General features: G+C 60.9%; 21 protein-coding genes and 2 pseudogenes. 11 read left to right on the top strand and 12 right to left on the bottom strand.

The window, feature by feature from the left end:
- Positions 1 to 3 precede the first annotated feature (3 nt).
- Positions 4 to 120, top strand: a pseudogene (locus tag SYN60AY4M2_RS09105) (IS630 family transposase); the annotation flags it as partial.
- A gap of 114 nt (positions 121 to 234) precedes the next feature.
- Here the strand turns inward: SYN60AY4M2_RS09105 and SYN60AY4M2_RS09100 are convergent.
- Entirely contained in the window at positions 235 to 897 is a 663-nt protein-coding gene (locus tag SYN60AY4M2_RS09100) for a DUF3386 domain-containing protein (protein ID WP_011431401.1), read from the bottom strand.
- Between the two features lie 326 nt (positions 898 to 1,223).
- On the opposite strand from SYN60AY4M2_RS09100, the gene mutL reads away from it, so the two are divergent.
- Both mutL and SYN60AY4M2_RS09090 read left to right on the top strand, forming a co-directional pair.
- The gene (gene mutL / locus SYN60AY4M2_RS09095) at positions 1,224 to 2,975 is read left to right on the top strand and encodes a DNA mismatch repair endonuclease MutL (RefSeq protein WP_099812750.1); all 1,752 of its coding nucleotides are present in this window, start codon (positions 1,224 to 1,226) and stop codon (positions 2,973 to 2,975) included.
- 28 nt (positions 2,976 to 3,003) lie between these two features.
- Positions 3,004 to 3,861, top strand: coding sequence for a vitamin K epoxide reductase family protein (locus SYN60AY4M2_RS09090; protein WP_011431403.1), 858 nt, complete (start codon positions 3,004 to 3,006; stop codon positions 3,859 to 3,861).
- A gap of 44 nt (positions 3,862 to 3,905) precedes the next feature.
- On the opposite strand, the pseudogene SYN60AY4M2_RS14775 reads toward SYN60AY4M2_RS09090, so the two are convergent.
- The 5 genes and pseudogenes from SYN60AY4M2_RS14775 to SYN60AY4M2_RS09065 all read right to left on the bottom strand — a co-directional run.
- Positions 3,906 to 4,113, bottom strand: a pseudogene (locus tag SYN60AY4M2_RS14775) (hypothetical protein); the annotation flags it as partial.
- Between the two features lie 35 nt (positions 4,114 to 4,148).
- A complete protein-coding gene (locus tag SYN60AY4M2_RS09080; RefSeq protein WP_099812749.1) occupies positions 4,149 to 5,252 on the bottom strand; it encodes a diguanylate cyclase in 1,104 nt (367 codons plus the stop codon).
- 57 nt (positions 5,253 to 5,309) lie between these two features.
- A complete protein-coding gene (gene btpA, locus SYN60AY4M2_RS09075; protein WP_011431405.1) occupies positions 5,310 to 6,197 on the bottom strand; it encodes a photosystem I biogenesis protein BtpA in 888 nt (295 codons plus the stop codon).
- A gap of 12 nt (positions 6,198 to 6,209) precedes the next feature.
- Positions 6,210 to 7,340 (bottom strand): quinone-dependent dihydroorotate dehydrogenase, encoded by a 1,131-nt coding sequence (locus SYN60AY4M2_RS09070; protein ID WP_099813312.1) that lies wholly within the window; start codon positions 7,338 to 7,340, stop codon positions 6,210 to 6,212.
- 147 nt (positions 7,341 to 7,487) lie between these two features.
- Positions 7,488 to 8,732, bottom strand: a complete 1,245-nt coding sequence (locus tag SYN60AY4M2_RS09065; protein ID WP_240527798.1) for an ABC transporter substrate-binding protein — start codon at positions 8,730 to 8,732, stop codon at positions 7,488 to 7,490.
- 250 nt (positions 8,733 to 8,982) lie between these two features.
- Here SYN60AY4M2_RS09065 and SYN60AY4M2_RS09060 point away from each other — a divergent pair, with 250 nt between their 5' ends.
- Positions 8,983 to 9,801, top strand: coding sequence for an ABC transporter ATP-binding protein (locus SYN60AY4M2_RS09060; RefSeq protein ID WP_099812747.1), 819 nt, complete (start codon positions 8,983 to 8,985; stop codon positions 9,799 to 9,801).
- Positions 9,798 to 10,505 (top strand): ABC transporter ATP-binding protein, encoded by a 708-nt coding sequence (locus SYN60AY4M2_RS09055; RefSeq protein ID WP_099812746.1) that lies wholly within the window; start codon positions 9,798 to 9,800, stop codon positions 10,503 to 10,505. Before SYN60AY4M2_RS09060 ends, SYN60AY4M2_RS09055 begins: the two co-directional genes overlap by 4 nt.
- Before the next feature lie 26 nt (positions 10,506 to 10,531).
- On the opposite strand, the gene recN is transcribed toward SYN60AY4M2_RS09055, so the two are convergent.
- Positions 10,532 to 12,238 carry a DNA repair protein RecN gene (gene recN / locus SYN60AY4M2_RS09050; RefSeq protein WP_099812745.1) on the bottom strand — a complete coding sequence of 569 codons (1,707 nt, stop codon included), beginning with the start codon at positions 12,236 to 12,238 and terminating at the stop codon, positions 10,532 to 10,534.
- 72 nt (positions 12,239 to 12,310) lie between these two features.
- Positions 12,311 to 12,625, bottom strand: coding sequence for a hypothetical protein (locus SYN60AY4M2_RS09045; protein ID WP_011431411.1), 315 nt, complete (start codon positions 12,623 to 12,625; stop codon positions 12,311 to 12,313).
- A gap of 111 nt (positions 12,626 to 12,736) precedes the next feature.
- On the opposite strand from SYN60AY4M2_RS09045, the gene SYN60AY4M2_RS09040 reads away from it, so the two are divergent.
- Complete coding sequence (locus SYN60AY4M2_RS09040; protein WP_099812744.1) at positions 12,737 to 13,363, top strand: pseudouridine synthase; 627 nt, start codon at positions 12,737 to 12,739, stop codon at positions 13,361 to 13,363.
- Here SYN60AY4M2_RS09040 and hisB read toward each other — a convergent pair.
- Positions 13,346 to 13,966 (bottom strand): imidazoleglycerol-phosphate dehydratase HisB, encoded by a 621-nt coding sequence (hisB, locus tag SYN60AY4M2_RS09035; protein WP_099812743.1) that lies wholly within the window; start codon positions 13,964 to 13,966, stop codon positions 13,346 to 13,348. The genes SYN60AY4M2_RS09040 and hisB overlap by 18 nt on opposite strands.
- 121 nt (positions 13,967 to 14,087) lie before the next feature.
- On the opposite strand from hisB, the gene SYN60AY4M2_RS09030 reads away from it, so the two are divergent.
- From SYN60AY4M2_RS09030 to SYN60AY4M2_RS09015, 4 genes are all read left to right on the top strand, one after another.
- Positions 14,088 to 15,497, top strand: a complete 1,410-nt coding sequence (locus SYN60AY4M2_RS09030; RefSeq protein ID WP_099812742.1) for a RecQ family ATP-dependent DNA helicase — start codon at positions 14,088 to 14,090, stop codon at positions 15,495 to 15,497.
- An 89-nt stretch (positions 15,498 to 15,586) separates the two neighbouring features.
- Positions 15,587 to 17,413, top strand: coding sequence for a glycoside hydrolase family 3 N-terminal domain-containing protein (locus SYN60AY4M2_RS09025; protein WP_240527887.1), 1,827 nt, complete (start codon positions 15,587 to 15,589; stop codon positions 17,411 to 17,413).
- A gap of 264 nt (positions 17,414 to 17,677) precedes the next feature.
- Positions 17,678 to 17,995, top strand: a complete 318-nt coding sequence (locus SYN60AY4M2_RS09020; protein WP_011431416.1) for a cytochrome c — start codon at positions 17,678 to 17,680, stop codon at positions 17,993 to 17,995.
- A gap of 9 nt (positions 17,996 to 18,004) precedes the next feature.
- The gene (locus tag SYN60AY4M2_RS09015) at positions 18,005 to 18,682 is read left to right on the top strand and encodes a diacylglycerol/polyprenol kinase family protein (protein ID WP_011431417.1); all 678 of its coding nucleotides are present in this window, start codon (positions 18,005 to 18,007) and stop codon (positions 18,680 to 18,682) included.
- Positions 18,683 to 18,725: 43 nt separating this feature from the next.
- Here the strand turns inward: SYN60AY4M2_RS09015 and SYN60AY4M2_RS09010 are convergent, their stop codons facing one another.
- Together SYN60AY4M2_RS09010 and SYN60AY4M2_RS09005 are read right to left on the bottom strand one after the other, a co-directional pair.
- Positions 18,726 to 19,085: a hypothetical protein gene (locus tag SYN60AY4M2_RS09010; protein WP_011431418.1), complete on the bottom strand. Its 360-nt coding sequence runs from the start codon at positions 19,083 to 19,085 to the stop codon at positions 18,726 to 18,728.
- Between the two features lie 332 nt (positions 19,086 to 19,417).
- Positions 19,418 to 19,678: a helix-turn-helix transcriptional regulator gene (locus SYN60AY4M2_RS09005; RefSeq protein WP_041438621.1), complete on the bottom strand. Its 261-nt coding sequence runs from the start codon at positions 19,676 to 19,678 to the stop codon at positions 19,418 to 19,420.
- Between the two features lie 346 nt (positions 19,679 to 20,024).
- Between SYN60AY4M2_RS09005 and SYN60AY4M2_RS09000 the strand changes: the two genes are divergently transcribed.
- Positions 20,025 to 21,134: an RpoD/SigA family RNA polymerase sigma factor gene (locus SYN60AY4M2_RS09000; protein WP_240527797.1), complete on the top strand. Its 1,110-nt coding sequence runs from the start codon at positions 20,025 to 20,027 to the stop codon at positions 21,132 to 21,134.
- A gap of 288 nt (positions 21,135 to 21,422) precedes the next feature.
- Here the strand turns inward: SYN60AY4M2_RS09000 and SYN60AY4M2_RS14465 are convergent, their stop codons facing one another.
- On the bottom strand, positions 21,423 to 21,584 hold the full coding sequence (locus tag SYN60AY4M2_RS14465) for a transposase (protein ID WP_240527886.1): 162 nt from the start codon (positions 21,582 to 21,584) through the stop codon (positions 21,423 to 21,425).
- Positions 21,585 to 21,637 lie beyond the last annotated feature (53 nt).

Raw genomic sequence — 21,637 nt, 5'->3', positions numbered from 1 at the left:
CCAAAGCTTTGCAGAATTGGGAAATATAGCATGGAGCAGATAGTGAAGACTTCTTTACTACTGATCAATCCATCCTCCTTCCGAAGTTGGTTTGCTAAGTGCTGCTATTGTACCCCTTGAGTCCTTAACAGGCTGTACCCTGTGGCCATCTGTTTTGAGCTTGGCTGTGAGCACCTCATCACCTTCTATAATGAGAGATGCCCACAGCCGCAAAGAAAAACTTATTTTTCTCAGCTATTCGAAAAATCGAATATTAGAGAAGAGGAAAAGTTGAGGGGATGAACTTTTTTGGCCATCCTGCTCTTCCCAAATTCTTCTCTCAACCAGAATCCAATACCGACCTATTTTTTGATAACGATCTTCGTAGATCATCTTTGCTTGAGTTTTTTCTCCAGTTCCTGGGCTACAATACTCAGCAGTGTAGTGAGTGGGTAGGTAGCCCTCACCTGTATCGTAAAACTCTTGAACTGAGACTGTAATTGTCCGATTGGCAAGATGGCGATGTACCATTTGAATGTGCTTGCCCTGAACCCAGTACCTATCGGTAGAAGATAAGCCCGAAACAAGAACTTCAGTGATGTCTGAATTTTGTGGCTCTCCATAGGCAAAGGTGTGGCCACCGTGTTCCTCGTCGAAGGAATGACGAACGCGATGCACCATGACTTCCCACATCTGTTCCCGTATTTTCTGGCGGATCTCCTCGTCCTCGACGCCGGCAACATCGATCTTCATGTTGCGGTCAATACTCACAACTCCTGAGAAGGAGAGGCTGCTGTCACCTTCTTTGGGAAAGTAGGTTATCTCAGCTCGGTAGCCAGGAAAGTCTTTGTCCCAGGTGTAGCGATTCTCAAAAGCCTCCTTGAATAGCTCTCGGGCCGGAGCTTGCTGTGCTGCCATAATCTCCTCCTTAATGAGAAGTTTTACTATTTAAATCCTAGTAGAGGCTGATGGCTGGCCTTGGGATTTTAAGGTTTCCTTATGACTGGCCACCCGCTCAGCTCTCTTGTTCTCGAAGTTTCTCGAAGTTCTTGGCGGTTACCGATGGGCAGGAAGGCGGAACCTCAATCCTTCACTTGGCCTGAGGGGAGCCTTGAAGTTAATGAAAACCATTGGCAAGGCGCTGTCCACTGGCAACAGAGGGAGAGAGCTAAGCTAAAGCTCGGCGCTGTTGGCCTTTTGGCGACAAGCTGGCAGGAAGAGAGTCTGCTTTCTCAACTCACTCCATGTCCAAAATCCAACCCCTGAACCCAGAGCGGATCGCCCAGATGGCCGCGGGAGAGGTGATCGACTCGCTGGGGGCTGCTCTGCGAGAATTGCTGGAAAATGCCCTCGATGCTCAGGCCACCCGCATTCAGGTGGAGATCTGGCCCAGCCGCTGGCAGGTGCGGGTGGCCGATAACGGCCAAGGGATCCCCGCTTCGGAGCTGGAGCAGGTGGCCCGTCGCCACACCACCAGCAAGTTGGACGGTTGCAGCCTGGGGTTTCGGGGCGAAGCCTTGCACAGCCTGGCCCGGCTGGGATCCCTGACCATTCAGACCCGCCACGCTGACGATGCCCACGGCTGGCTGGCCACCTACGACCGCCAAGGGGAGCTGGCCCACCAGCAGCCGGCAGCCACTGCCTTGGGAACGGTGGTGACGGTGGCGGATTTGTTTGCCGATTGGCCCTTGCGCCGCTGCTCCCTGCCCCAGACTCGCCCGCTCTTGACGCTGGTGCAGAATGCGGCCTTGGCCCATCCTTGGGTCAGTTGGCAGGTGCGCCAGGAGGGGCAACTGTTGCTCAGCCTGTGGCCAGGCCAGTCTCTGCAAGATCTGCTGCTACAAGTGTTGCCGCAGGTGGATCTTTCGGATCTGCGCTATCAGCGGATCCAGGAGGGGGATAGCGATTGGGAAGTGGTGCTGGGCCTGCCGGATCGCCTGCATCGCCCCCGCCCCGATTGGATCCGCGTGGCCGTCAACGGGCGCTTTGTGCAGATGCCGGAGTGGCAACGGCTGATCCAGTCAGTCTTTCAGCACACCTTGCCTCGCCACCGCTACCCGCTGGTGGTGGTGCATCTGCGCTTGCCACCTGAGCAGGTGGACTGGAATCGCCATCCTGCTAAGAGTGAGCTCTATCTCCAGGATCCGGAGATCCGACAGGAGCAATTGCGCCAGCACTTGCACGCTCTTCTGCAATCGGGATCGGAGCAAGCCAGCCGCCGCTCGCTGCATCTCATCCGGGCTAGCGAGGCCAAGTCGGTCTACAGGGTTACCTCAAGTCCCAAAAGCCCAGATCCAGCTCCCTCTGGCCAGCCGTCTACCCCCCTACCTCCTCTAAAGGCCCTAGCCCAGCTCTACCGCACCTACATCCTGGCGGAGCACCCTCAGGGGCTGTGGCTGGTGGAACAGCACCTGGCCCACGAGCGGGTGCGCTACGAGTACATCCAACGGCATTGGCAGCCGGTGGAGCTGCAGACGCCGGTCATGCTGGAGGGATTATCCTCCCAAGCGGTGGAGCAGTTGGAGCAGTTGGGCCTGGAGCCGGAGCCTTTTGGCCCCAACACCTATCTGATGCGCCGCCTGCCGCTGGCCTTGTGGTCGGAAGATCCGGAGGAGGTGCAGGGATCCCTCCGAGAATTGAGCCGCTGCGCTGACCTGGAAGCGGCCCAGGTGGCGGTGGCCTGTCGTGGCGCCCTGCGCAACGGGATCCCCCTGACCCTGGAGCAGATGCAACAGTTGCTGGAAGCCTGGCAGCGCACCGCCAATCCCCACACCTGTCCCCATGGCCGGCCAGTGTATCTGGCTCTGGCCGAAAAAGATCTGGCCCGCTACTTTCGTCGCCGCTGGGGGATCTGCGACCGGCCCATCTCTGACCCCAAGCTGGGATCCTGGTGGGAGCTGGAGCCGCTGGGGGATAGGTTTGCTGCCCAAGTGCGGCGCTCGAGCAGCGCTTCTGCGCCGGATCCCAAGGACGAGACCCGCTCCGCCCCACTATAATCGGGGGTGTCCAACTGCTGAACCCCCCATGGCCTCTTATCTCAAACTCAAAGCCCAAGAAGAGACCTGGCTACAGCGCCATGCTCGCCCGATCTTGGCAACCTTGGCGGGCTTGGGATCCCTGTTGACGGCCTACCTTACCTACACCAAGCTGACCGATCAACCTGCCGCTTTCTGCACAGGAGATGGGGGGTGTGACCTGGTGCTCTCCAGCCGTTGGGCAGAGTTTTTGGGGATCCCGACGGCAACAGTTGGCCTACTGGGGTTTCTGGCCGTTTTGGCCTTGGCGGTTTTGCCGGATGGCATCCCGCTGGTGAAGCGGTGGCGCTGGCCGGCCCTGTTTGGCCTGGTTTCCGCCATGACCGCCTTCGAGATGTACATGCTTTACCTGATGGTGGCGGTGCTGCGGCAGTTTTGTCTGTATTGCACCACCGCCATAGTCTTGGTGGCGGGGCTGTGGGCGGTAACCCTGCTGGGCCACCGCTGGCTGGATTGGGGCAAGCTGGCCTTCAGCTATATTCTCGTAAGCTTTCTCACCTTGGTGGCCACCATTGGGGTGTATGCCAACCAAGTTCCCCCACCCAGCCCCCTGGCGGCAGGGTTGGCGGCCCACCTGCGGCAGATCGGCGGCACCATGTACGGGGCCTATTGGTGCCCCCATTGTCAGGAGCAGAAGGAGCTGTTTGGGTCGGCTTTTGAACAGGTGCCCTACGTGGAATGCTCCCCCAACGGCCCCGGTACGCCCCAAGCCCAAGAATGCACAGAAGCGGGGATCACCAGCTATCCCACCTGGATTATCAACGGCCGCACCTACGTGGGGCTGCGCTCGCTGGAAGCCTTGGCGGCAGCTTCTGGCTACTCCTTTGAGCCCGGCGAAGGACAGTAGTTCTGATACATTTACGCTGAACACTGCTGAACATCACTGTTCAACTATGCAGCGATAGCATTCTGCTTGTTTCCATTCGCGTTAGCGGGACGGAGTCCAAACAGAATGGCGGTATCCCGCAAAGCTTTGAGTAGAATACCCAAAGCGCAGTTTCCGTGTCGTCTTACTACCAATTTTCTGCTTTGCTTTGGCTACCATGTTGGCAGACTCGAAAGTAAACAGAAAGATCAACTGGTAGTAATCCGTACTGAACATATTATACATTATTTTCAGTATAGTTGAGCTTATTATTGACTAGAGTCATGCTCCGGCGGCGGTGGCAAGAAAAGATGTACGCGGTTGCGCCCCGCCTGCTTGGCCTGGTAGAGGGCCTCATCTGCCTTCTGGAGAGCGGCCTCAGGTGCTAGGGGGCCATCTTCGCTGAGGACGATCCCGCCAATGCTGATGGTGACAGGCAGGCTGCGCTGGGGCGCAACCTCAATTGGCCGGCTGGCGATGGCCCGGCGCAGAGACTCGGCGTAGCGGTGGCAGCGGGCGGGGTTGAGCCCAGGGGTGACGCAGACAAATTCTTCGCCGCCGTAGCGGTAGAGCAGGCTGGAGGGGCGCAGTTGATTGTGCAGCCGCCCAACGATGGCCTGCAACACGCAGTCGCCGATATAGTGGCCGTAGGTGTCGTTAACCTGCTTGAAGTAATCCACATCCATCATCAGCAGGCAGAGATAGCGATAGCGGGCTTGCTCACGCGGCCCCACCTGTTTGAGCAAATGTGGCAACGCCTGGTCGAGGGCGCGGCGGTTCAAGGCACCGGTCAAGGGATCCGTCAAAGACAGAGACTCCAACAGCTCGTTGCGGGCCCGCAGTTGCCGGTTGGCCTGAGCCAAAGCTTGGGTAAGCCGCTGCAGGCGCAGCCCCGCCCGCACCCGTGCCCGCAGCTCCTCAGGATCGATCGGCTTGGCGATAAACTCATCTGCCCCTGCATCCAGTCCCTGCACCCGATCCTCAACTTCGGAGCGGGCGGTGAGCAAGATGAAATAGATGAACTGTCCGGCGGGCAAGTTTTTTAGACGGCGACACAACTCCACTCCAGACAAACCCGGCATGACCCAGTCGCAGATGATCAAATCCGGCCATTCGCTTTCATCCAGGGTCTGCAGGTGCTCCCAGGCCAACTGGCCGCTTTCCCAGCTTTCCACCCGGTAGTTGGAGCTTTTGAGGACTTCGCCGATGTAACGACGGTTCACCGGGTCATCGTCGATGACCCAAATGCAGGGAACCTGAGCCGGCACCTGGCTCCACGAAACTTCCTGCAAGGGCAAGGACTCCGCCCCGCCAACGCGAGCAGAAGGCAGGCTGGAGGAAGACCCCCAGCCTTCGAGTTCAGCTGACAACATCAAAAGAAAGCTAGAAAGCTCTGATACGGTGAATAATGCCGATCCTATCCCCAAAGGCTAGCTGCAGCTAGAGCTGGGAGTGGCCAGGCAAGCCGGATTGGTGGGCCGTTCGCCCAGGCCAAGGTGCAACGCTTCCACAAACTGTCGCACCCGGATTGGGTCGATGAGGGGAAAGGGATCCGCATAGCCCGCTGGCATGCCGGCGGAACGGGCCGGCCGTTTCAAAGAACTGGCCACAATCACGCCATCCGCGTGGCGGATGAGGTTGCCGATGTTTTCGGCGGTGGCTCCTGAGCCAATCAACAGAGGTACCTGAGGGGCGACTTGGCGGGCCAGCTTCAGATCTTTCAGAAGAGGCGGCTTTCCGGTGGCCCAGCCAGAGAGAACGATGGCATCGGCCAGGCCGCGCTCCACCGTGTCGGCGATGGCCGCCTCCAGGCTGATGGGACTCAGGGGCTGGGCGTGCTTCACCAGCACATCGGCAAAGATCTTGATGTCGGCCCCCAGCTCGCGGCGGTAGCGCAGCAGGCGGTGGGCATTTCCCTCGATGATGCCCTGGTCGGTCACCATCGCCCCGCAGAGGACATTGACCCGGATAAACTGGGCCCCCACACAGGCGGCAATGGCTAGGGCGCTGTAGCCATCGTTGCGCAAGACGTTGATCCCGATGGGCAGGGAAACCAGCATCTTGATCCGCTGCACCACCACGGTCATGGCGCTCACCACCGCCGCATCCACCCGCTCCTTGGCAAAGGGGGCATCGTAAAAGTTCTCGACGAGGATCCCGTCCACGCCTCCTGCCGCCAGGGCGGTAGCGGCCTGTTCTGCCTGCGCGATCACCCACTCCAAGTCCCCTCCCCAACGGGGCGAGGTGGGCAGCGGCAACAGATGAACCACCCCAATAACCGGATGGGGGGTTTTGAAAAGATGTTGCAGCAGAGTCACCGGCAAGTTCCCTCAGGGATCCATAACAATCTTACGCCCGGATTGGATCCCTGTCGGCATTCTCTCCGGGGAGGAAGGGGCGGGATTCCTGGCAGCGGCCAGGCCGCGCAACAGGCGGGGAACTAGGCTTGGCCCTTCATAGACCCAGCCTGTATAGACCTGGAGCAGGCTGGCCCCGGCCTCCAGTTTCTCCATGGCATCGGCCAGGGTGAAGATGCCCCCCACTCCAATAATCGGCAATTGCCCCTGAGTGGCCTGGTGAATGTAGCGGATCACCTGGGTGGAGCGCTGCCGCAGGGGGGCGCCGCTGATGCCGCCGGCTGCCGCGGCGAGGGGCCCCAGCCCTGGCAGGAAGCGGGTTTTCAGGTTGTCGCGGCGCAGGGTAGTGTTGGTGGCTACAAGCCCCGCCAGTCTGTAGGCTTGGGCCAGCTCCAGGATGGCGTCAATTTCTGGCCAATCTAGGTCAGGGGCAATCTTCACCAAAAGGGGCTTCTGTCCGCGATTTTCCCCCTGCAACGTCGCCAGGATGGGCGCCAACTGCTCGTCAGCCTGCAGGGATCGCAATCCCGCTGTGTTGGGGGAGCTGACGTTGACCACAAAATAGTCTCCCAGCTCCCGCAACAGACGAAAGCTGGCCAGGTAGTCAGCCGCCGCCTCCTCCAGGGGGGTGGCCTTCCCTTTGCCCAGGTTGATGCCGATGGGAATGGGACGTTGGCGCAGCCGGCGCAGCCGTTCGGCCAGAGCTGCCGCCCCCTGGTTGTTGAAGCCCATGTGGTTGAGAGCAGCCCGATCCTGGGGCAACTGGAACAGGCGCGGCTTGGGGTTGCCCGGCTGAGGCCCAGGAGTGACGGTGCCCACCTCCACAAAGCCAAAGCCCAAACTGGGCCAGACGCCCACAGCTAGGCCATCCTTGTCAAAGCCTGCGGCCAGGCCAATGGGATTGGGGAAGGTGAGGCCCCAGAGCCGTACTTCCAGCCGCGGATCCCGATAGCAGAACAGGCGCTCCAAAAGAGCCAGGATCCCGGTGGCCTGGGTGGCGTCCAGCCACTCCAAGGCGCGCAAGAGCCCCACCTTAACCGTTTCCGGGTCAGCCCTCAGGCCCGAAAAAATCAAGGGCCGCAGCACATCTCGGTACAGGTTCACAGCAAAGACTCGCTCCCAAGCTGTCACCCCTCTTGTTGATCTTCCCCAAAAAACAGGGGCCTGCAAAAGTCTCCTCTGCAGGCCCCCGCTTTTGAGCTTAGGCGGGAACTGGCCCGGCCAAGCCGAGCACCACCGGCCTAAAGACTCTTAGCCTTCCGGCTCAAACACTTTCAAGTCGACGATCTGCCCGCCCTTGAAGGTCCAGTGGGCAAAGGTTCCGGCCACGTCTCCGTTCTCGTCGAAGTTCAGCGAGCCGGAAGCGCCAGTGTAGTCAATGTCCTCCCCTTTCTTGAGTAGCTCCACTGCCTTGGCCCACTCTCCTGGCAGGATCTCGGTGCCGGGGGGATTGGCCACTTGCCGCAGAGCATCGCGGATGGCGGTGCCGTCGGCGCTGCCGGCCTTTTGAATGGCCAGAGCCAAGACAAAAGCGGCATCGTAGGCCGTGTCGATGTAGGGGGTGGGGGGCAGCTCCCCGTAGGCAGCTTTGTAGGCTTCAGCAAAGATTTGGTAGGCTTTGCTGTCGGTCAGAGCCTGGGGCGAGGTGCCGATGGATCCCTCTAGCTTGTCCGCCCCCACCTGGGTGGCCAGATCGGGAGAGCGCATGCCATCTGTGAAGACAAAGCGGTCAAATAGCCCCCCTTCCAAAGCCTGCCGCAGGATGATCGCGCCGTTTTCGGGATACCCGATCAGCACCAGCGCCTGGGGATCCCCTTCCTTGAGCTGATCCAGCTCGCCGCGGTAGGAGGCTTGGCCGGGTTCGTAGGGAACCGACTTGGTAATGGTGCCGCCCCGCTTTTCAAAGGCGGCCTTGAAGCTGTCGGCCAGCCCCTTGCCGTAGTCGTTATTGATGTAGATGATGGCCAGGCGCTCCAGGTTTTCTTCGCGGGTAATTTGCGCCAGGGCTACCCCTTGGAAGGCATCGGAGGGAACGGTGCGGAACAAGAAACCATTGTCGTCCAGGGTGGTGATGGTGGGAGCGGTGGAAGCTGGCGAAATTTGCGGAATCTTGCTGGGAACCGTGACTGTCGTGGCCACCGGAATGGTAACGCCACTGCCCAAAGCGCCAACAATGGCGGCCACCTTCTCCACGTTCACTAGCCGCTGGGCAGCATCAATAGCCGGCTGGGCTGAGGTTTGGTCATCCGCCTCCACCACTTGGATTGGGGATCCGAGGACGCCGCCAGCGGCGTTAATCTGATCCAGAGCCAGCTTGATGCCCTTGAGGCAGTTTTCCCCATAGGCCTGCAGGTCGCCCGTCAAAGACAGCAGCGCTCCTATCTTGATCGGGGCTTTGGCTGCTTGCTGAGCTGTGCTTGGCAGCAGGGTGGTGGCCAGTGCTGCTGCTGTCAGGGCTGCCGCCGTCGCGAAGGCCCGCCGGGTCAGTTTGTGCATGGGAGACATAACCAAGAACCTCCAATGAGCTCCAATGAGGGAATAAAACTGCAATTCTCAAAGGTCGATGGTATAGAAGTAGACGTTAGCCCACCTCAAAGGGTTCCCTCCAAGAGCCAACCCAACCCCTGCCAGGGGGCTTCTTGGCAAGCCTATCGGCGAGTTTGGTTAAATAAGCTTCTTTACCCTACGACGAAAGCTCATAAAATAGTGAATCTACTAGGGAATGGAGCTTTCCCAGGGTAGCGGTGTGATCGTTATTGACAACATCTCCAAACAGTTTGGCGGCGTCAATGCCCTAGATCACTGTTCCTTCCGCATCGAAGCTGGTCGGATCACGGGCTTGATTGGTCCCAACGGGGCGGGGAAAACAACTCTTTTCAACATCATTGCCGGTTTTATTCGGCCCAATAGCGGACGCATCTGGCTAGATGGGGAAGACGTCACGGGCTTGCCTCCCCACCAGTTGTTTCAACGTGGGCTGGTGCGCACCTTCCAGATCCCGCGGGAGTTTGGCCGCATGACCGTTCTGGAAAACTTAATGGTTGTTCCTCCCCATCAGGCTGGAGAAAACCTATTTAACGCCTGGTTCCGCTGGCAGCGAGTACAGCGGCAGGAGCGCCAGCTTCAGGCTCGGGCTGAAGAAGTTTTGGAACGGCTCAACCTCATCCACCTGCGCGATCAACTGGCGGTCAACCTTTCCGGCGGGCAAAAGAAGCTGCTGGAGCTGGGACGTACCCTAATGGCGGACGCGCGGGTCATCCTCTTGGACGAGCCGGGGGCTGGGGTCAACCGCACTTTGCTGGCAGACCTGATCCGCTTTATCGAGTACCTTAACCGCGAGCGTGGCTGCACCTTCTGCATCATCGAACACGATTTGGATCTGGTGACCCGCCTCTGCCACCACGTGGTGGTCATGGCGGGGGGGAGGGTGCTGACTCAGGGATCCATGCAGGAGATCAAGCAAAACCCAGCCGTGCGGGAGGCCTATTTGGGATCCATTGCCCTGGCTGATGCCCTCAGCTCCTCCCAGACTTCCACCGTCTCGCCGGAGGGATCCCCGCCATGACCCCCTTGCTCGAGATTCAAGATCTCTACAGTGGCTACCGCGGCGTGGACATCCTCAAAGGGATCCGCCTCAAGGTCACTCCAGGCCAAATTGTAGTGATCATCGGCCCCAACGGGGCGGGCAAATCGACAGTGCTCAAGTCTCTTTTTGGATTGGCCACCGTCCGCTCGGGCCGAGTGCTGTTCCAAGGTTCTGACATCACCCATCTGCCTGCCGAGCAACTGGTGCGGCGGGGGATCGGCTTTGTGCCTCAGACCAACAATGTCTTTCCCTCCCTCACCGTCGAGGAAAACCTGGAGATGGGAGCCTTTATCCGGCGCGACGACTACACTGCCCAACGGGAGCGGGTTTACGAGCTGTTTCCGCCGCTAAGGGAAAAGCGAAAGCAAGCGGCGGGATCCCTCTCCGGCGGGCAACGGCAGATGCTGGCCATGGGGCGGGCGCTGATGGCGGAGCCGCAGCTGTTGGTGTTGGACGAGCCGACAGCCGGCCTGTCGCCGCTGTATGTCGAGCAGACCTTTGCCCTCCTGCAGGAGATCAACCGCCGCGGCGTCAGCATCCTAATGGTCGAGCAAAATGCCAAGCAGGCCTTGGCTATAGCGGACTGGGGCTACGTCCTCTCCATGGGAGAAAACCGCTTTGAGGATACCGGCCCCAACCTATTGCACAACCCCGAGGTGTTGGAGCTATTTTTGGGCGGCTGAGGCCCTCACCCTCGGGGAGAGGGGAGCTAAGCAGAGCCGGCCAGTTGCAGTTGGCGCAGTTGGGCTGCCTGCTTGAGAAGGGCTTCCACAAAGCCCATTGCCTCCTGGGCGGAGTGGCCGGCAGCCAGTTGGGCCAATTCTTCCCGGCGCTCCCCTTCTCTCAGCGAATCCACCCGCACGCAGGTTCGCCCTTCTTGCACCACTTTGTAAACCCGCAGGTGGTGATCGGCTAGGGCGGCAACCAGGGGCTGGTGGGTAACGCAGAGAACTTGGTGGCTACGGGCAATCTGGTGCAGTTTGGCGGCGATGGCCTGCGCTACCTTGCCGGATACGCCGACGTCGATCTCGTCGAAGACCAGAGTAGCCACCGGATCGACGCGGCTGAACACCGCTTTTAAGGCCAGCAGAAAACGGCTCATCTCGCCGCCGGAGGCAATGTCGGCCAGCGGCTGCAGGGGCTCGCCGGGGTTGGGGCTAAACCAAAAGCTCACCTGATCCACCCCTTCGGCGGTGGGGGATCCGGCTTGGATCTGCACCTGGAACTGCACACCGCTCATCCCCAGGGGCCCAAGCTCCTCCACGAGAGCCTTTTCCAGTTGGTGGGCCGCCTGCTGCCGCAGATGCGAGAGCATCTGGCAGTGGCGCTCCAGCTCCTGGGCTGCCTGGTCTAGCCGCGCCTCTAGTTCCTCCAAGTCGGTGCTCTCGTCCCGCAGTTGGGCCAGCTCTGCCTTGAGCCGCTCCGCGTGGGCCATCACCTCGGCCAGGGTGGGGCCGTATTTGCGGCAGGCCTGTCGCAGTTGGGCTAGGCGCCGTTCAATTTTGCTTAGCCGACTGGGATCCGCCTCCAGGGTCTCGCCGTAGCGCAGCAGCTCCCGCCCCGCCTCCTCCACCTGAACGAGGGCGCTGCTGACCATCTCGACTAGGGGAGTTAGGTCGGGATCCCGCTGGGCCATGCTCTGCAGCAGACGCTCGGCTTGGGCCAGGAGATCGGCAATGGCCGGCGAGCCGCTGTCATTTTGGTAGAGCAGTTGGTGAGCGGCATAACTCTGCTGCTGCAGTTCCACGCGGTGGGCCAGGCGCTCCCGCTCCCGCTCCAATTTGGTCAGCTCGTCAGGATCCTCCAGGCGCAGGGCAGCCAGTTCTTGGGCTTGCAACTCTAGGAGATCTAGCCGCTGCAGCCGCAGGTGTTGGTTTTGCTGGCGGGAGGCTATCTCTGCTTTGAGCTGGCTCCAGGTTTGGTAGCAAGCTGCCACCTCTGAACGCAGGCGCAGCAGCTTTTCGCCGCCAAAGGCATCCAGCCAGCGGCGCTGGGTTTGGGGAGACTGGAGTTGGCTTGTCTGGCCCTGGGCGGTGATCTCCACCAGTTGGGAGCGCAGGCTGAGCATCTGAGCCTTGTTCACGAGCACCCCATTGACTCGCAGGCGGCTGCTGAGCTTGCCGTTGCGCATCACCAGCTCGCGGCTGCAGACCAGGCCTTCTTCCAAAGGTTCAATTTGCTCTTGCTCTAGCCAGGCCTCCAGCGCGGCCGTAGGCTGGAAAATGGCTTCCACCAAGCCCCGATCGCTGCCGCTGCGCAGAGCGCGAGCCGGTCCCCCGAGCGCGGCATCGAGGGCATCGAGAATGATAGATTTGCCCGCCCCTGTTTCTCCGGTGAGCACGTTCAGCCCCGCCCGAAAGGGAATCTCCAAGTACTCGATCAGGGCGAAGTTCTCGATCCGCAACAGGCGCAACATAGGGATCCCGTTGGCCTTCCTGTCTTAGGTTAGCCCACCTGCCGACTTAGGCGGAACGGGGGAAGAGCAGCTTCAAGGGGTGGCCTCCGGCGTCTCCTCTGTTCTAGCAGCGGTATCGGCAAGCGGCTCGGAGGTAGCGGCTGAGGCATTGGGTGTATTAGGCGCTACCTCTGCCTCCTGGAGAGAGGCGGAGGGTTCGAGCTCGGCTTTTGGCTCTGTGGCGGTGGGCTCGGGGGCAGCGGCAGCGGCTTGGGCAGCCTCTTTTTGCTGTTGCCGCTCGTAACGGCGTCGTTTGATCCCCTCATCCACCCACACGTACACCAGACTGAGAAGGGAGAGCCCCGCCGTTCCAATTAAAACCCAGAGTAGAGTGTTGTCTATCGTCATGAGTGAGATCCGTCAAACTCTGCCGCCAACGGAAAACGCCGCGCCCAAGGCTTGATCTTACCGTTGAAGCTGCTCTGCCCAATCTTAAAAGACGGGATCCACACTTTTGCCATGCGCTACCTCAAGTTTTACAAACCCTACGGCGTGCTCACCCAATTTACCGACCGGCAGGGGCGGCCAACCCTCAAGTCTTTCATCCCGGTGCCCAAGGTCTATCCGGTGGGGCGGTTGGATCGCGATAGCGAAGGTCTGCTTCTGCTCACCGACGATGGCCGCCTCAACGCCCGCCTGATCGATCCCAAGTTCGGCCACGAGCGCACCTACTGGGTGCAGGTGGAAGGGATCCCCACGCCCCAGGCCCTGCAGCAGTTGCAAGAGGGAGTGGTCATTCAGGGGCGAAAGACCCGGCCGGCTGAGGTTAGAGTGCTAGCCGAGGAGCCGGAGCTGCCGCCGCGGGATCCGCCCATCCGCTTTCGCCGCTCCATCCCCACCACCTGGCTGGAGCTGACGCTGCGGGAGGGTCGCAACCGCCAGGTGCGCCGCATGACCGCCGCTGTCGGCATTCCAACCTTGAGATTGGTGCGAGTGGGGCTGGGGCCCCTCTCGCTGCAGGGGCTGGCCCCTGGCCAGTGGCAGGATCTCAGCGAGGCGGAGTTGGCCCGCTTGCGGCACTACTGTTTTGGCCAGTCGCGCTGTCCCTTGCTCGGGCGGAGGTTAAGTCTACAGAACACCTTTTGAGCTGGGGATCCCATCTTGTCGGCGCGGATCCCGTTCTACGGCCATGCGCAGGGCGCGGGCAAAGGCCTTGAAACTGGCCTCGACGATGTGGTGGGCATTGAGACCAGCAACCTGGCGGATGTGCAGGGTAAGCTGGGCGTGGTTGGCCACCGCCTGGTAGAACTCGCGCACCAACTGGGTTTCGTAGCGGCCAATGCGTTCGACGGTCAGCTCCAGACCATAGCTGAGGTGGGGGCGCCCGGAAAAGTCCAGCACCACCTGCACCAGCGCCTCATCCAACGGAGCCCAGAAGTGACCAAAACGGTAAATGCCGCGCCGATCCTGCAGCGCCTGCGCCAGCGCCTGTCCCAGGGCAATGCCCACGTCCTCATTGGTGTGGTGGTCGTCGATGTGCAGATCCCCCACGGCCTTGATCTGGAGATCAATTAGCCCATGGGTGCTGAGCTGGGCCAGCATGTGGTCCAAGAAGGGGATCCCGGTGTCGATCTCGTACTGCCCTCTGCCATCGAGGTTGAGATGCACTTGAACGTCCGTTTCGTTGGTGCGGCGGTGAACCGAGGCCGTCCTGGGCTGCAGCAGGCGGGGGGAGTCGATGGCTGTCATGGCAAGGGTAGGGGAGCACTAGGAAGTCCCAGCTCTAGGATCGCACAGGTAGGGGTGCCAGAATCAGCGTCTTTGGCCAGGGGGGCAGGCGGGCTCAGGTTGCAGAGGGGGAGAGTGTTCCTTGCAGGATTGGCAACAGATTCAACGGGCCCTCAAGCAGTATTGGGGCTACGAGGCACTGCGCCCACCTCAGGAGCGGGTCATCCGTGCCTTGCTGGAGAAGCGGGATGCACTGGTGGTGTTGCCGACGGGTTTCGGCAAGTCTCTGTGCTTTCAACTGCCGGCCTTGCTGCAGACAGGGCTGACCCTGGTGGTCTCGCCTCTGATTGCCCTGATGGAAGACCAGGTGCAGGATCTCTGGAAGCGCCGTCTGCCGGCGGCCTGTTTGCACAGCGAGCTGGATCCAGCTCTGCGCAAGCGGGTGTTGCGGGCTTTGGAGGAGAACCGGCTGCGTCTACTGTATCTGGGGCCGGAAACCCTCTTCAGCCCGCCAGTCTGGGAGCGGCTGCAGCAGGTGCCCCTCAACGGCCTCATTGTCGACGAGGCGCACACCTTGGTGCACTGGGGGGGATCCTTCCGGCCCGACTACCGCCGTCTGGGATTGGTGCGCCCTGCCCTGGGCCAGCCTGCCTTTCCCATTGCTGCCTTTACCGCCACTGCCGATCCCGAAACCCTCAGCCGCCTGCGCCACATCCTCGACCTGCAGAATCCGGAATGCATTCGCGCTGACCCGCTGCGAACCAACATTTCTCTCAACGTGGCGGTGGCCTGGAGCCCAGCGGATCGCCGTCGGCGCCTGCTGCGCTTTCTGGCGGAAAACCCCGGCTCGGGCCTGGTGTACGTGCGCACGCGGCGGGATGGGGAGGAGCTGGCCGAGTGGTTGGGCCGCCGCAACCAGAAAACCGCCACCTACCACGGCGGCCTGGAGGCGGGATCCCGCCGTCGGCTGGAGCGGGCTTGGCTGGAGGGCGAGCTGCGCTTTCTGGTCTGCACCAACGCCTTCGGCTTGGGGATCAACAAGCCCGACGTGCGCTGGGTGCTGCACTTTCACCCGCCCCCCAACTTAATGGACTACCTGCAGGAGGTGGGGCGGGGCGGGCGGGATGGCGGCCCCTGCCGGGCCCTGATGTTGGTCTCGGAGCCGACGGGCCTGCTGGATCCCACCGATCGCCAGCGCCAAGCCTATTTCTATTCCCAGCAGGAGCGCCTGCTGGCCCAGGCGCGGCGTTTGCTGACAACTCTGCCCCCCCAGGGATCCTATGCCGACTTGCCCCCCGGGGAGACGCGGGTGGCCCTGGGCCTGCTGCAGGAGATGGGCTGTCTGCACTGGCCAGATCCCTTTCACTTCCAGGTGCTGCACCGCCACTGGCAGCCGCCGCCGCGGCAGGATCCCTGGCGGGGGATGGACGACTTCATCCACAGCCGCGGCTGTCGCTGGCAGGTGATCCTGCGGCATTTTGGCTACCCTGAGAACCAGCCCGGCCTGCCCTGCGGCACCTGCGATCGCTGCCGGGCTGCCCAAAGGCGTTGATGGTTTCGGCAGCCGGCAGAGGGGTTAGGATCTTTGCGCTTGCCCGGCGTTTTCGCAAAGGATAGGATCCCCTCGCTTTCCCCTTGCTGATGGTGTCCATGAGTGGTTCGGGATCCCCGGTCGCTGCCCTTGAGCAGCCCTTGTCCTTAGCACGGCAGGTGGCGCAACTGCTGGTGGTGCCGGTCTCGGCCCGTTTGGGATCCCAGTCTCCTCCCCGCGAGATCCTCAAGCGGCTGATCCAAGAGGTGGGGATTGGAGGCATCTGGATTACTGAGGGCCATGTAGCAGAGGCCCTGCTGCTGATCGAGGAGGCGCAGTCTTGGGCGACTCTGCCCCTTCTTGTGGCAGCCGAGGCCAGCCGCGGCCTGGCTCTGCAGGGAGCCACTTCCTTCCCCCACCCCCTGGGCCTGAGCCGCCTGGGATCCGAAGCCGAGCGCTGGGCGGAACAGTGGGGAAGGATCACGGCGCGGGAGGCGGCGGCCATCGGCATTAACTGGCTGCTGGGCCCGGTGGCGGAGCCCCTGGGGCAAGGCCCAGCAGAGCTGGCGCTGGCGGAGGAGCCGCACCTAGTTTTGCAACTGGCGCGCGCCTTTGTGCGCGGCTGTGAGCAGGCCGTCCCCGGCGGGATCCTGACCACAGCCAGATCCTTCCCCGGCCAGGATTGGGTAGAACCGCCCCAGGCAGGTGCGGCGCTGCGGCCAAAGCCAACCGATGTCCCCTGGTGTCCTCGCCTAAGCCTCACCTTGGAGGAGCTGCAAGCAGGACTCTGGCTGCCGTTCCGCAGCTTGGTGGAGCAGGTGGGAGCCATCTCGGTTGCGCCAGTGGTGCTTCCCGAGTGGGACGAGCGCTGGCCGATCTCTTTTTTGCCGGGGCGGCTGACCCAACTGCTGCGCCAAGAGTGGGGGTTTAGTGGACTAATTGTGGCAGAGGGCCTCGATCAGGGCTTCTTGGACGAGCTGGCCGTTGGCGTCGGCTCCTCTCCCCACCTGCTGGCGGTGCGGGCCCTCCAGGCCGGCGCCGACCTCCTTTTGGCCCCTCCCGACCCAGTGGCGGCCGTCACAGCCATTGTGGAAGCTGTGCGGCAGGGATCCCTGGACGCCCAGGCCATTGCCCAATCGGTGACGCGGGTGCTGCGGGCCAAGCAGCGGCTTTTCCCCTCCGCCTCCGCCCTGCTCAAGCAAGTGTGGCCGGCCCTGGCGGAAACGGATTTCAGCCTGGTTCCCGGCTGGATGGGGGCTAAAGACCCCAGCGACCCCGCCCTCTGCCGCGGCTTTTCCGACGAGCAACTGAAACCCCTACTGTTGGGAGATCCCCTCGCCAAGGACTCACCTCTAGCCAAGCTGTTCGGCACACGTCCGCCTCTGCCCAGAGTCGCCCGGTTGGGATCCCTCTTGGCCGAGCAGGATATTGCTCCCTGTCAAGCTGCCATGGCCCGCGGCGGCGTGACAGGCGGCCAGGCTTTGCCCCTGCCCGCTCCCCCCGGCAGTTGGAACTGGATCTGGCAAGATCTCGCCCCTGGCGCTGAGACAGCAGGGCTATCGGCGGCCTCTCCCGCCCTCAGCATTCCCGCCGGCCTCGGCTTCTCTCCTTTGCTCAGCCATCCTCTCACCCCTTTGAGCTTGCTGGAGACGGCCCTGGGCAGCGCCGGCCAACTGATCTTCCAGGCCTTTGTCGAGGAGCCTTTGCCCAACTATGTGCTGGATTGGCTGCAACAACAACGAGAGCGGGTGGCAGCCGTCGTCGTTTATGGTAACTTATCCTTCTACCGACGCCTGCAGGCGCACTTTCAGTGGGCCAACGCCATCCACAGCCTCAATCCTGATCCCTGGGCCCAGGCAGAAGCTATGCAGCGTCTGTTTCCCCACCGGCTCATCCCGGAGAAACCCGAGCCTCAGCCAGCATCGACAAATAATTAAGAAAAAGTAAATACCATTGCAGATTGTTGGCAGAAAGGGGCCCCTGAGCTATCGTATTGATGGAAATGTAAACTATTGAAACGGTTTCTCTCAGGGTTGTCTGTGCCTTCCTTCCTCTCAGACATCGCTGGATCGGGCAGTTCTCGCCCCTCTGGTGACGGTGAGTGTGAGCTTGAGCGAACCTCCCCGCAGCGTCCGCAACCGTTCCTCCACTCTTTGCAAGCGCTGCTGTCAGGGCGCTGGGCGACAAAGCTTGGACTGGGCTTGGCTGTTGTGGGTCTGGCAATCCTCACCTGGATTTGGCTGGCTGCAGGAGCTGGGCTGGATCCTTACACTAAAGCCGTCCTCAGCCTAGAGGGTCAGCCCAGCCATGGTGCTTCGTTGTTTGCCCTCAACTGTGCCGCCTGTCATGGAGAAGAAGCCGATGGCCGAGTTGGCCCCAGCCTGCGGGGAGTTAGCAACCGCCGCTCCGACCGGTTTATCATTCATCAGGTAACCAGTGGCAAAACTCCGCCTATGCCCCAGTTTCAGCCGGATCCCCAGGAGATGGCAGATTTGCTCAGCTACTTGAAAACCCTCTGAGGCCAGCTCATGGGCCTGACCCAGCAGCTTGCTTGCTACGCTCTCTGGCTGGCCTCCGTATTTGCCTTTGCGGAATGGCTGCGCTCCCGACAGGTGGATGGGGAATGGGTGCGCAAAGTCGTCCATATCGGTGTGGGCAATATCATTCTGCTGGCCTGGGCCTTGCAGGTGCCCCGCTGGCTTGGGGTGGGGTTTTCCTTGGTGTTTGCCGGCCTGGCGCTGCTCTCCTACCGGGTGGCTATTTTGCCTAGCTTGAATGGGGTCGGGCGGCGTAGCTTCGGCACTTTCTTCTATGCTGTCAGCATTGGCCTGTTGCTGTATTGGTTTTGGCTGCCGCAGCGACAGGTATTCGCGGTGATTGGCATTTTGGTGATGACCTGGGCCGATGCGCTGGCGGGCTTGGTGGGCAAAACTTGGGGCAAGCACCTCTATCAACTGGGATCCCTTCAAAAAAGTTGGGAGGGATCCCTGACCATGTGGGCAGTGAGCAGCTTGGTGATTGCGGCGCTGCTGCTGGGGTACTTCGGCTTTTCTCCCTCCTTGCTCGCCATCAGCCTCTTGGTGGGAGGCCTGGCCATGGGCCTAGAGGTCTTCTCTTGGTGGGGGCTGGATAACCTGACCGTGCCTTTGGCCAGCGCCGGGCTCTGCTTTGCCCTGCTGCAGCTTCTGGACGAACTGTACCTGTAGCGGAGTTGCTACTACTGTGACGGGTTTGGCGCGGAAGCGACTTCTAGGCCCCGCGGCGTTCTTGTTCTCGCTCTTCTTGTTGCTGCCACTGCCTGATCAGCTCTTTCGCTGCCTGGGGGGTAAAGTAGTCCAGCTCCATCAGCTTGCGATAGGTGAGGAGCTGCCGCATCTCCAGGGGCATGTCTGCCTTCCGGTAAAAGTAGTGGATGCGGCTGATGTTTTGCTCCATCTCGGCGAACTCCTGCTCCCGCTGCATTTGCCTTTCCTGCTTGAGCACCTTGTGGGGAGCAGACATGCGATTCGGGATCCGCTGCGCGCTGGTGGCTTTGCTGGCGAGAACCCGATGGGCTCCGCTTTGCCGACTGTTGGCGCCGTTGAAACGGCTGAAAAAGAAAGAGAGCATCCGTCAACCTCACACAGGCAGAGAAAAGAGGGTCGTCTTACACTAACTTCACAATATCAAGCTTAGATAAAGCTGTGAAGCCGCCAGTGATCTGGATCCCTTTTGGGAAAGCCCGTACCTTTCACAGGGCAAGGAGTGTATCTCTCCTGTCCCTTAGGAGAGTTGAGGCAGAGACAAGGCTTGGCTTGGGCAGGCAGACTTATAGAGGATGTTATCAGTATTTACACGTATGCTTGGACGAAGATAGGGTCAAAGCGCAAAATTATTTGCGGGCTTTCACGCACAATGACAGGGATCTTGAATAACTGTTACATGGTGCTTGCCCGGAGGCGCTACAGGTGAGATTCGTCGCCGCTCAGCAGCCAGGTAACCGAGACACCCAGCGCCTTGGCAAAAGCCACCAGCTCTTTGTCGATGACGCGCCGTTTGCCCTTTTCCACCTGGCCGATCTTGACGTAGTCCAACTGCACGCCGTACTTAGCCAGGCGACCCGCCAGTTGATCTTGGGTCAGTTGCAGCTTCTCCCTTACCCAGCGCACCCGCTCTCCGATCAAGTTGGCCGATGGAGGGTGCTGGTTGAGGTTAGACTCCATAGGAGCAAGAGATTGTGAATATTCTTTTCCAGACTGAGGAAGCCGATGGCTCCCGCGGCGCCCCATGGTAGCCTATGCTGGCAAGGCTACCCCTCCTCTTCCACTTTATAGAACCTGTGGGAGCCTGCTCGACAGCAGGCGAGCTAGCTGTCTCCTGAATATCTTACACAAGGTCTAGATCGAAAATCGCTTATGGATGTTTTCGCGCAGGATGCGCTGCCGGCGAGAACTTGGCAGATGGGATCCCTGCCACTCCCGCACCCAGCCGGAAAAATTTCCGGGCAAAAAAGAGGGCCATGATCGATTTTCGCTCGCGCCAGGGGGAGAAACTTTTCTAGACTAGGAGGTGACGTTTTCTCCTCACTTGGCCGTGGTTTTCTCTCGTCCTCATCCTGAAAACATTGCCTCGTCCCGCCAGGAGCTCGACGATCTCTGGCTTGAGGCCGAGTCTGCCTCTCAGGATCCGGCTGCAGAGGCCGACCTAGAGCCGGGCGCCAGCGGGTTGCGGCTGAATGAAGACGCCGTCGATCACTACTTGAATACAATTGGTCGGGTGCCCCGCATCGATCACGCGGAGGAGATCGAGCTGTCGCGCAAAATTCAGCAGAAGCTGCTCATCGATCAGGCCCGCAGGGAATGGCGGCAACAGCGGGGGCAGGATCCCAGCGATGAGGAACTGGCAGCAGCCCTGCAGATTCCTGTGTCTACCCTGCGCTCCCGCATCCGCCAAGGGGAACAGGCTCAGCGCAAGCTAATCAACGCCAACCTGCGCCTGGTGGTCAGTGTGGCCAAGAAGTACCTCAACCGGGGGGTGCCCTTTTTGGACTTGATCCAAGAGGGCAATATGGGTCTTATTCGGGCCACTGAGAAATTCAATGCCGAACGAGGTTTTCGCTTCAGCACCTATGCCCACTGGTGGATTCGCCAGGGCATTACCCGCTGCATTGCCAACCAAGCCCGGACGATTCGCCTGCCGGTGCATATGGTGGACAAAGTGCGTCTGCTCAAGCGCACCAACCGCGAGCTGATGAAAGCCCGAGGGCGACGGCCCACAGAAGCCGAACTGGCGGAGGCGCTGGGCATCAAGGTTAAGAAGTTGCGCATGATCCAGCAGGCTGCCGCTTTGCCCCTGTCGTTGGATGTGCCGGTTGGCCAGGAAGGGGAAAGCCGCCTGGGGGATTTGCTGCCGGATGAGCGGCAGGAGCAACCCTTTGAAGAGATCCTCGTGCAATCTCTGCGGCAAGATGTGCGTTCTGCCATGCAGGCCCTGAAGCCCATCGAGAGGCAGGTGCTGGAGCTGCGCTATGGGCTGGATGGGCAAAGGGCGAGAACTCTGCGAGAAGTCGGGGATCACTTTAACTTAACGCGGGAGCGGATTCGCCAGATCGAGCGGGATGCTCTGCGCAAGCTGCGCCTAGGCCATCCTTCGCGGGCTTTGGCCCAGTACATTCGCTAGCTTTTGCCGCAGCCTCCCGGGGTTCGGGCGGGGATCCCCGCGCGAGACGGGTTTTCAGCCCTTGGGATCTGCCTTGCAGCCCCCTAAAATGGCGGTAAGCCAGATCGCTGGGGATCCCCATGTCCACCGGTTCCACGCCTGCTTCTGCCAGGGAGTGCTCGCCGCAACAGGCGCAGCTTTGGTTACGAGGGCTGCTCAGCATTGCTTGGGCTGGTGACATCCTCTCCCGCTAAGCCCTGACGGGCTGTAGACGGGAGCTTCCGAGAATCACTTCCCGGAGTTGCTGCTTCAACGGACTGGTAAACCAGGATCCTCCACAGCCAGAGAGCGGCAGTCCCACCGCCCCCCTACATCCCCCCGTATACGGGGGGACCTGAGTCCTCGCTTCAAAATCTCGATAGCAGCGTTCAAGTCTCTGTCCCACGACCCGCAACGAGGGCAATCATGCACCCGCTCCGACAAGGTCTTGGGAACACGCTCTTCACAAACACAACAATTTTGGG

The organism is Synechococcus sp. 60AY4M2 (assembly GCF_002760375.1).
Classification (GTDB): domain Bacteria; phylum Cyanobacteriota; class Cyanobacteriia; order Thermostichales; family Thermostichaceae; genus Thermostichus.
This window is presented reverse-complemented; position numbering and strand designations above follow the sequence as displayed.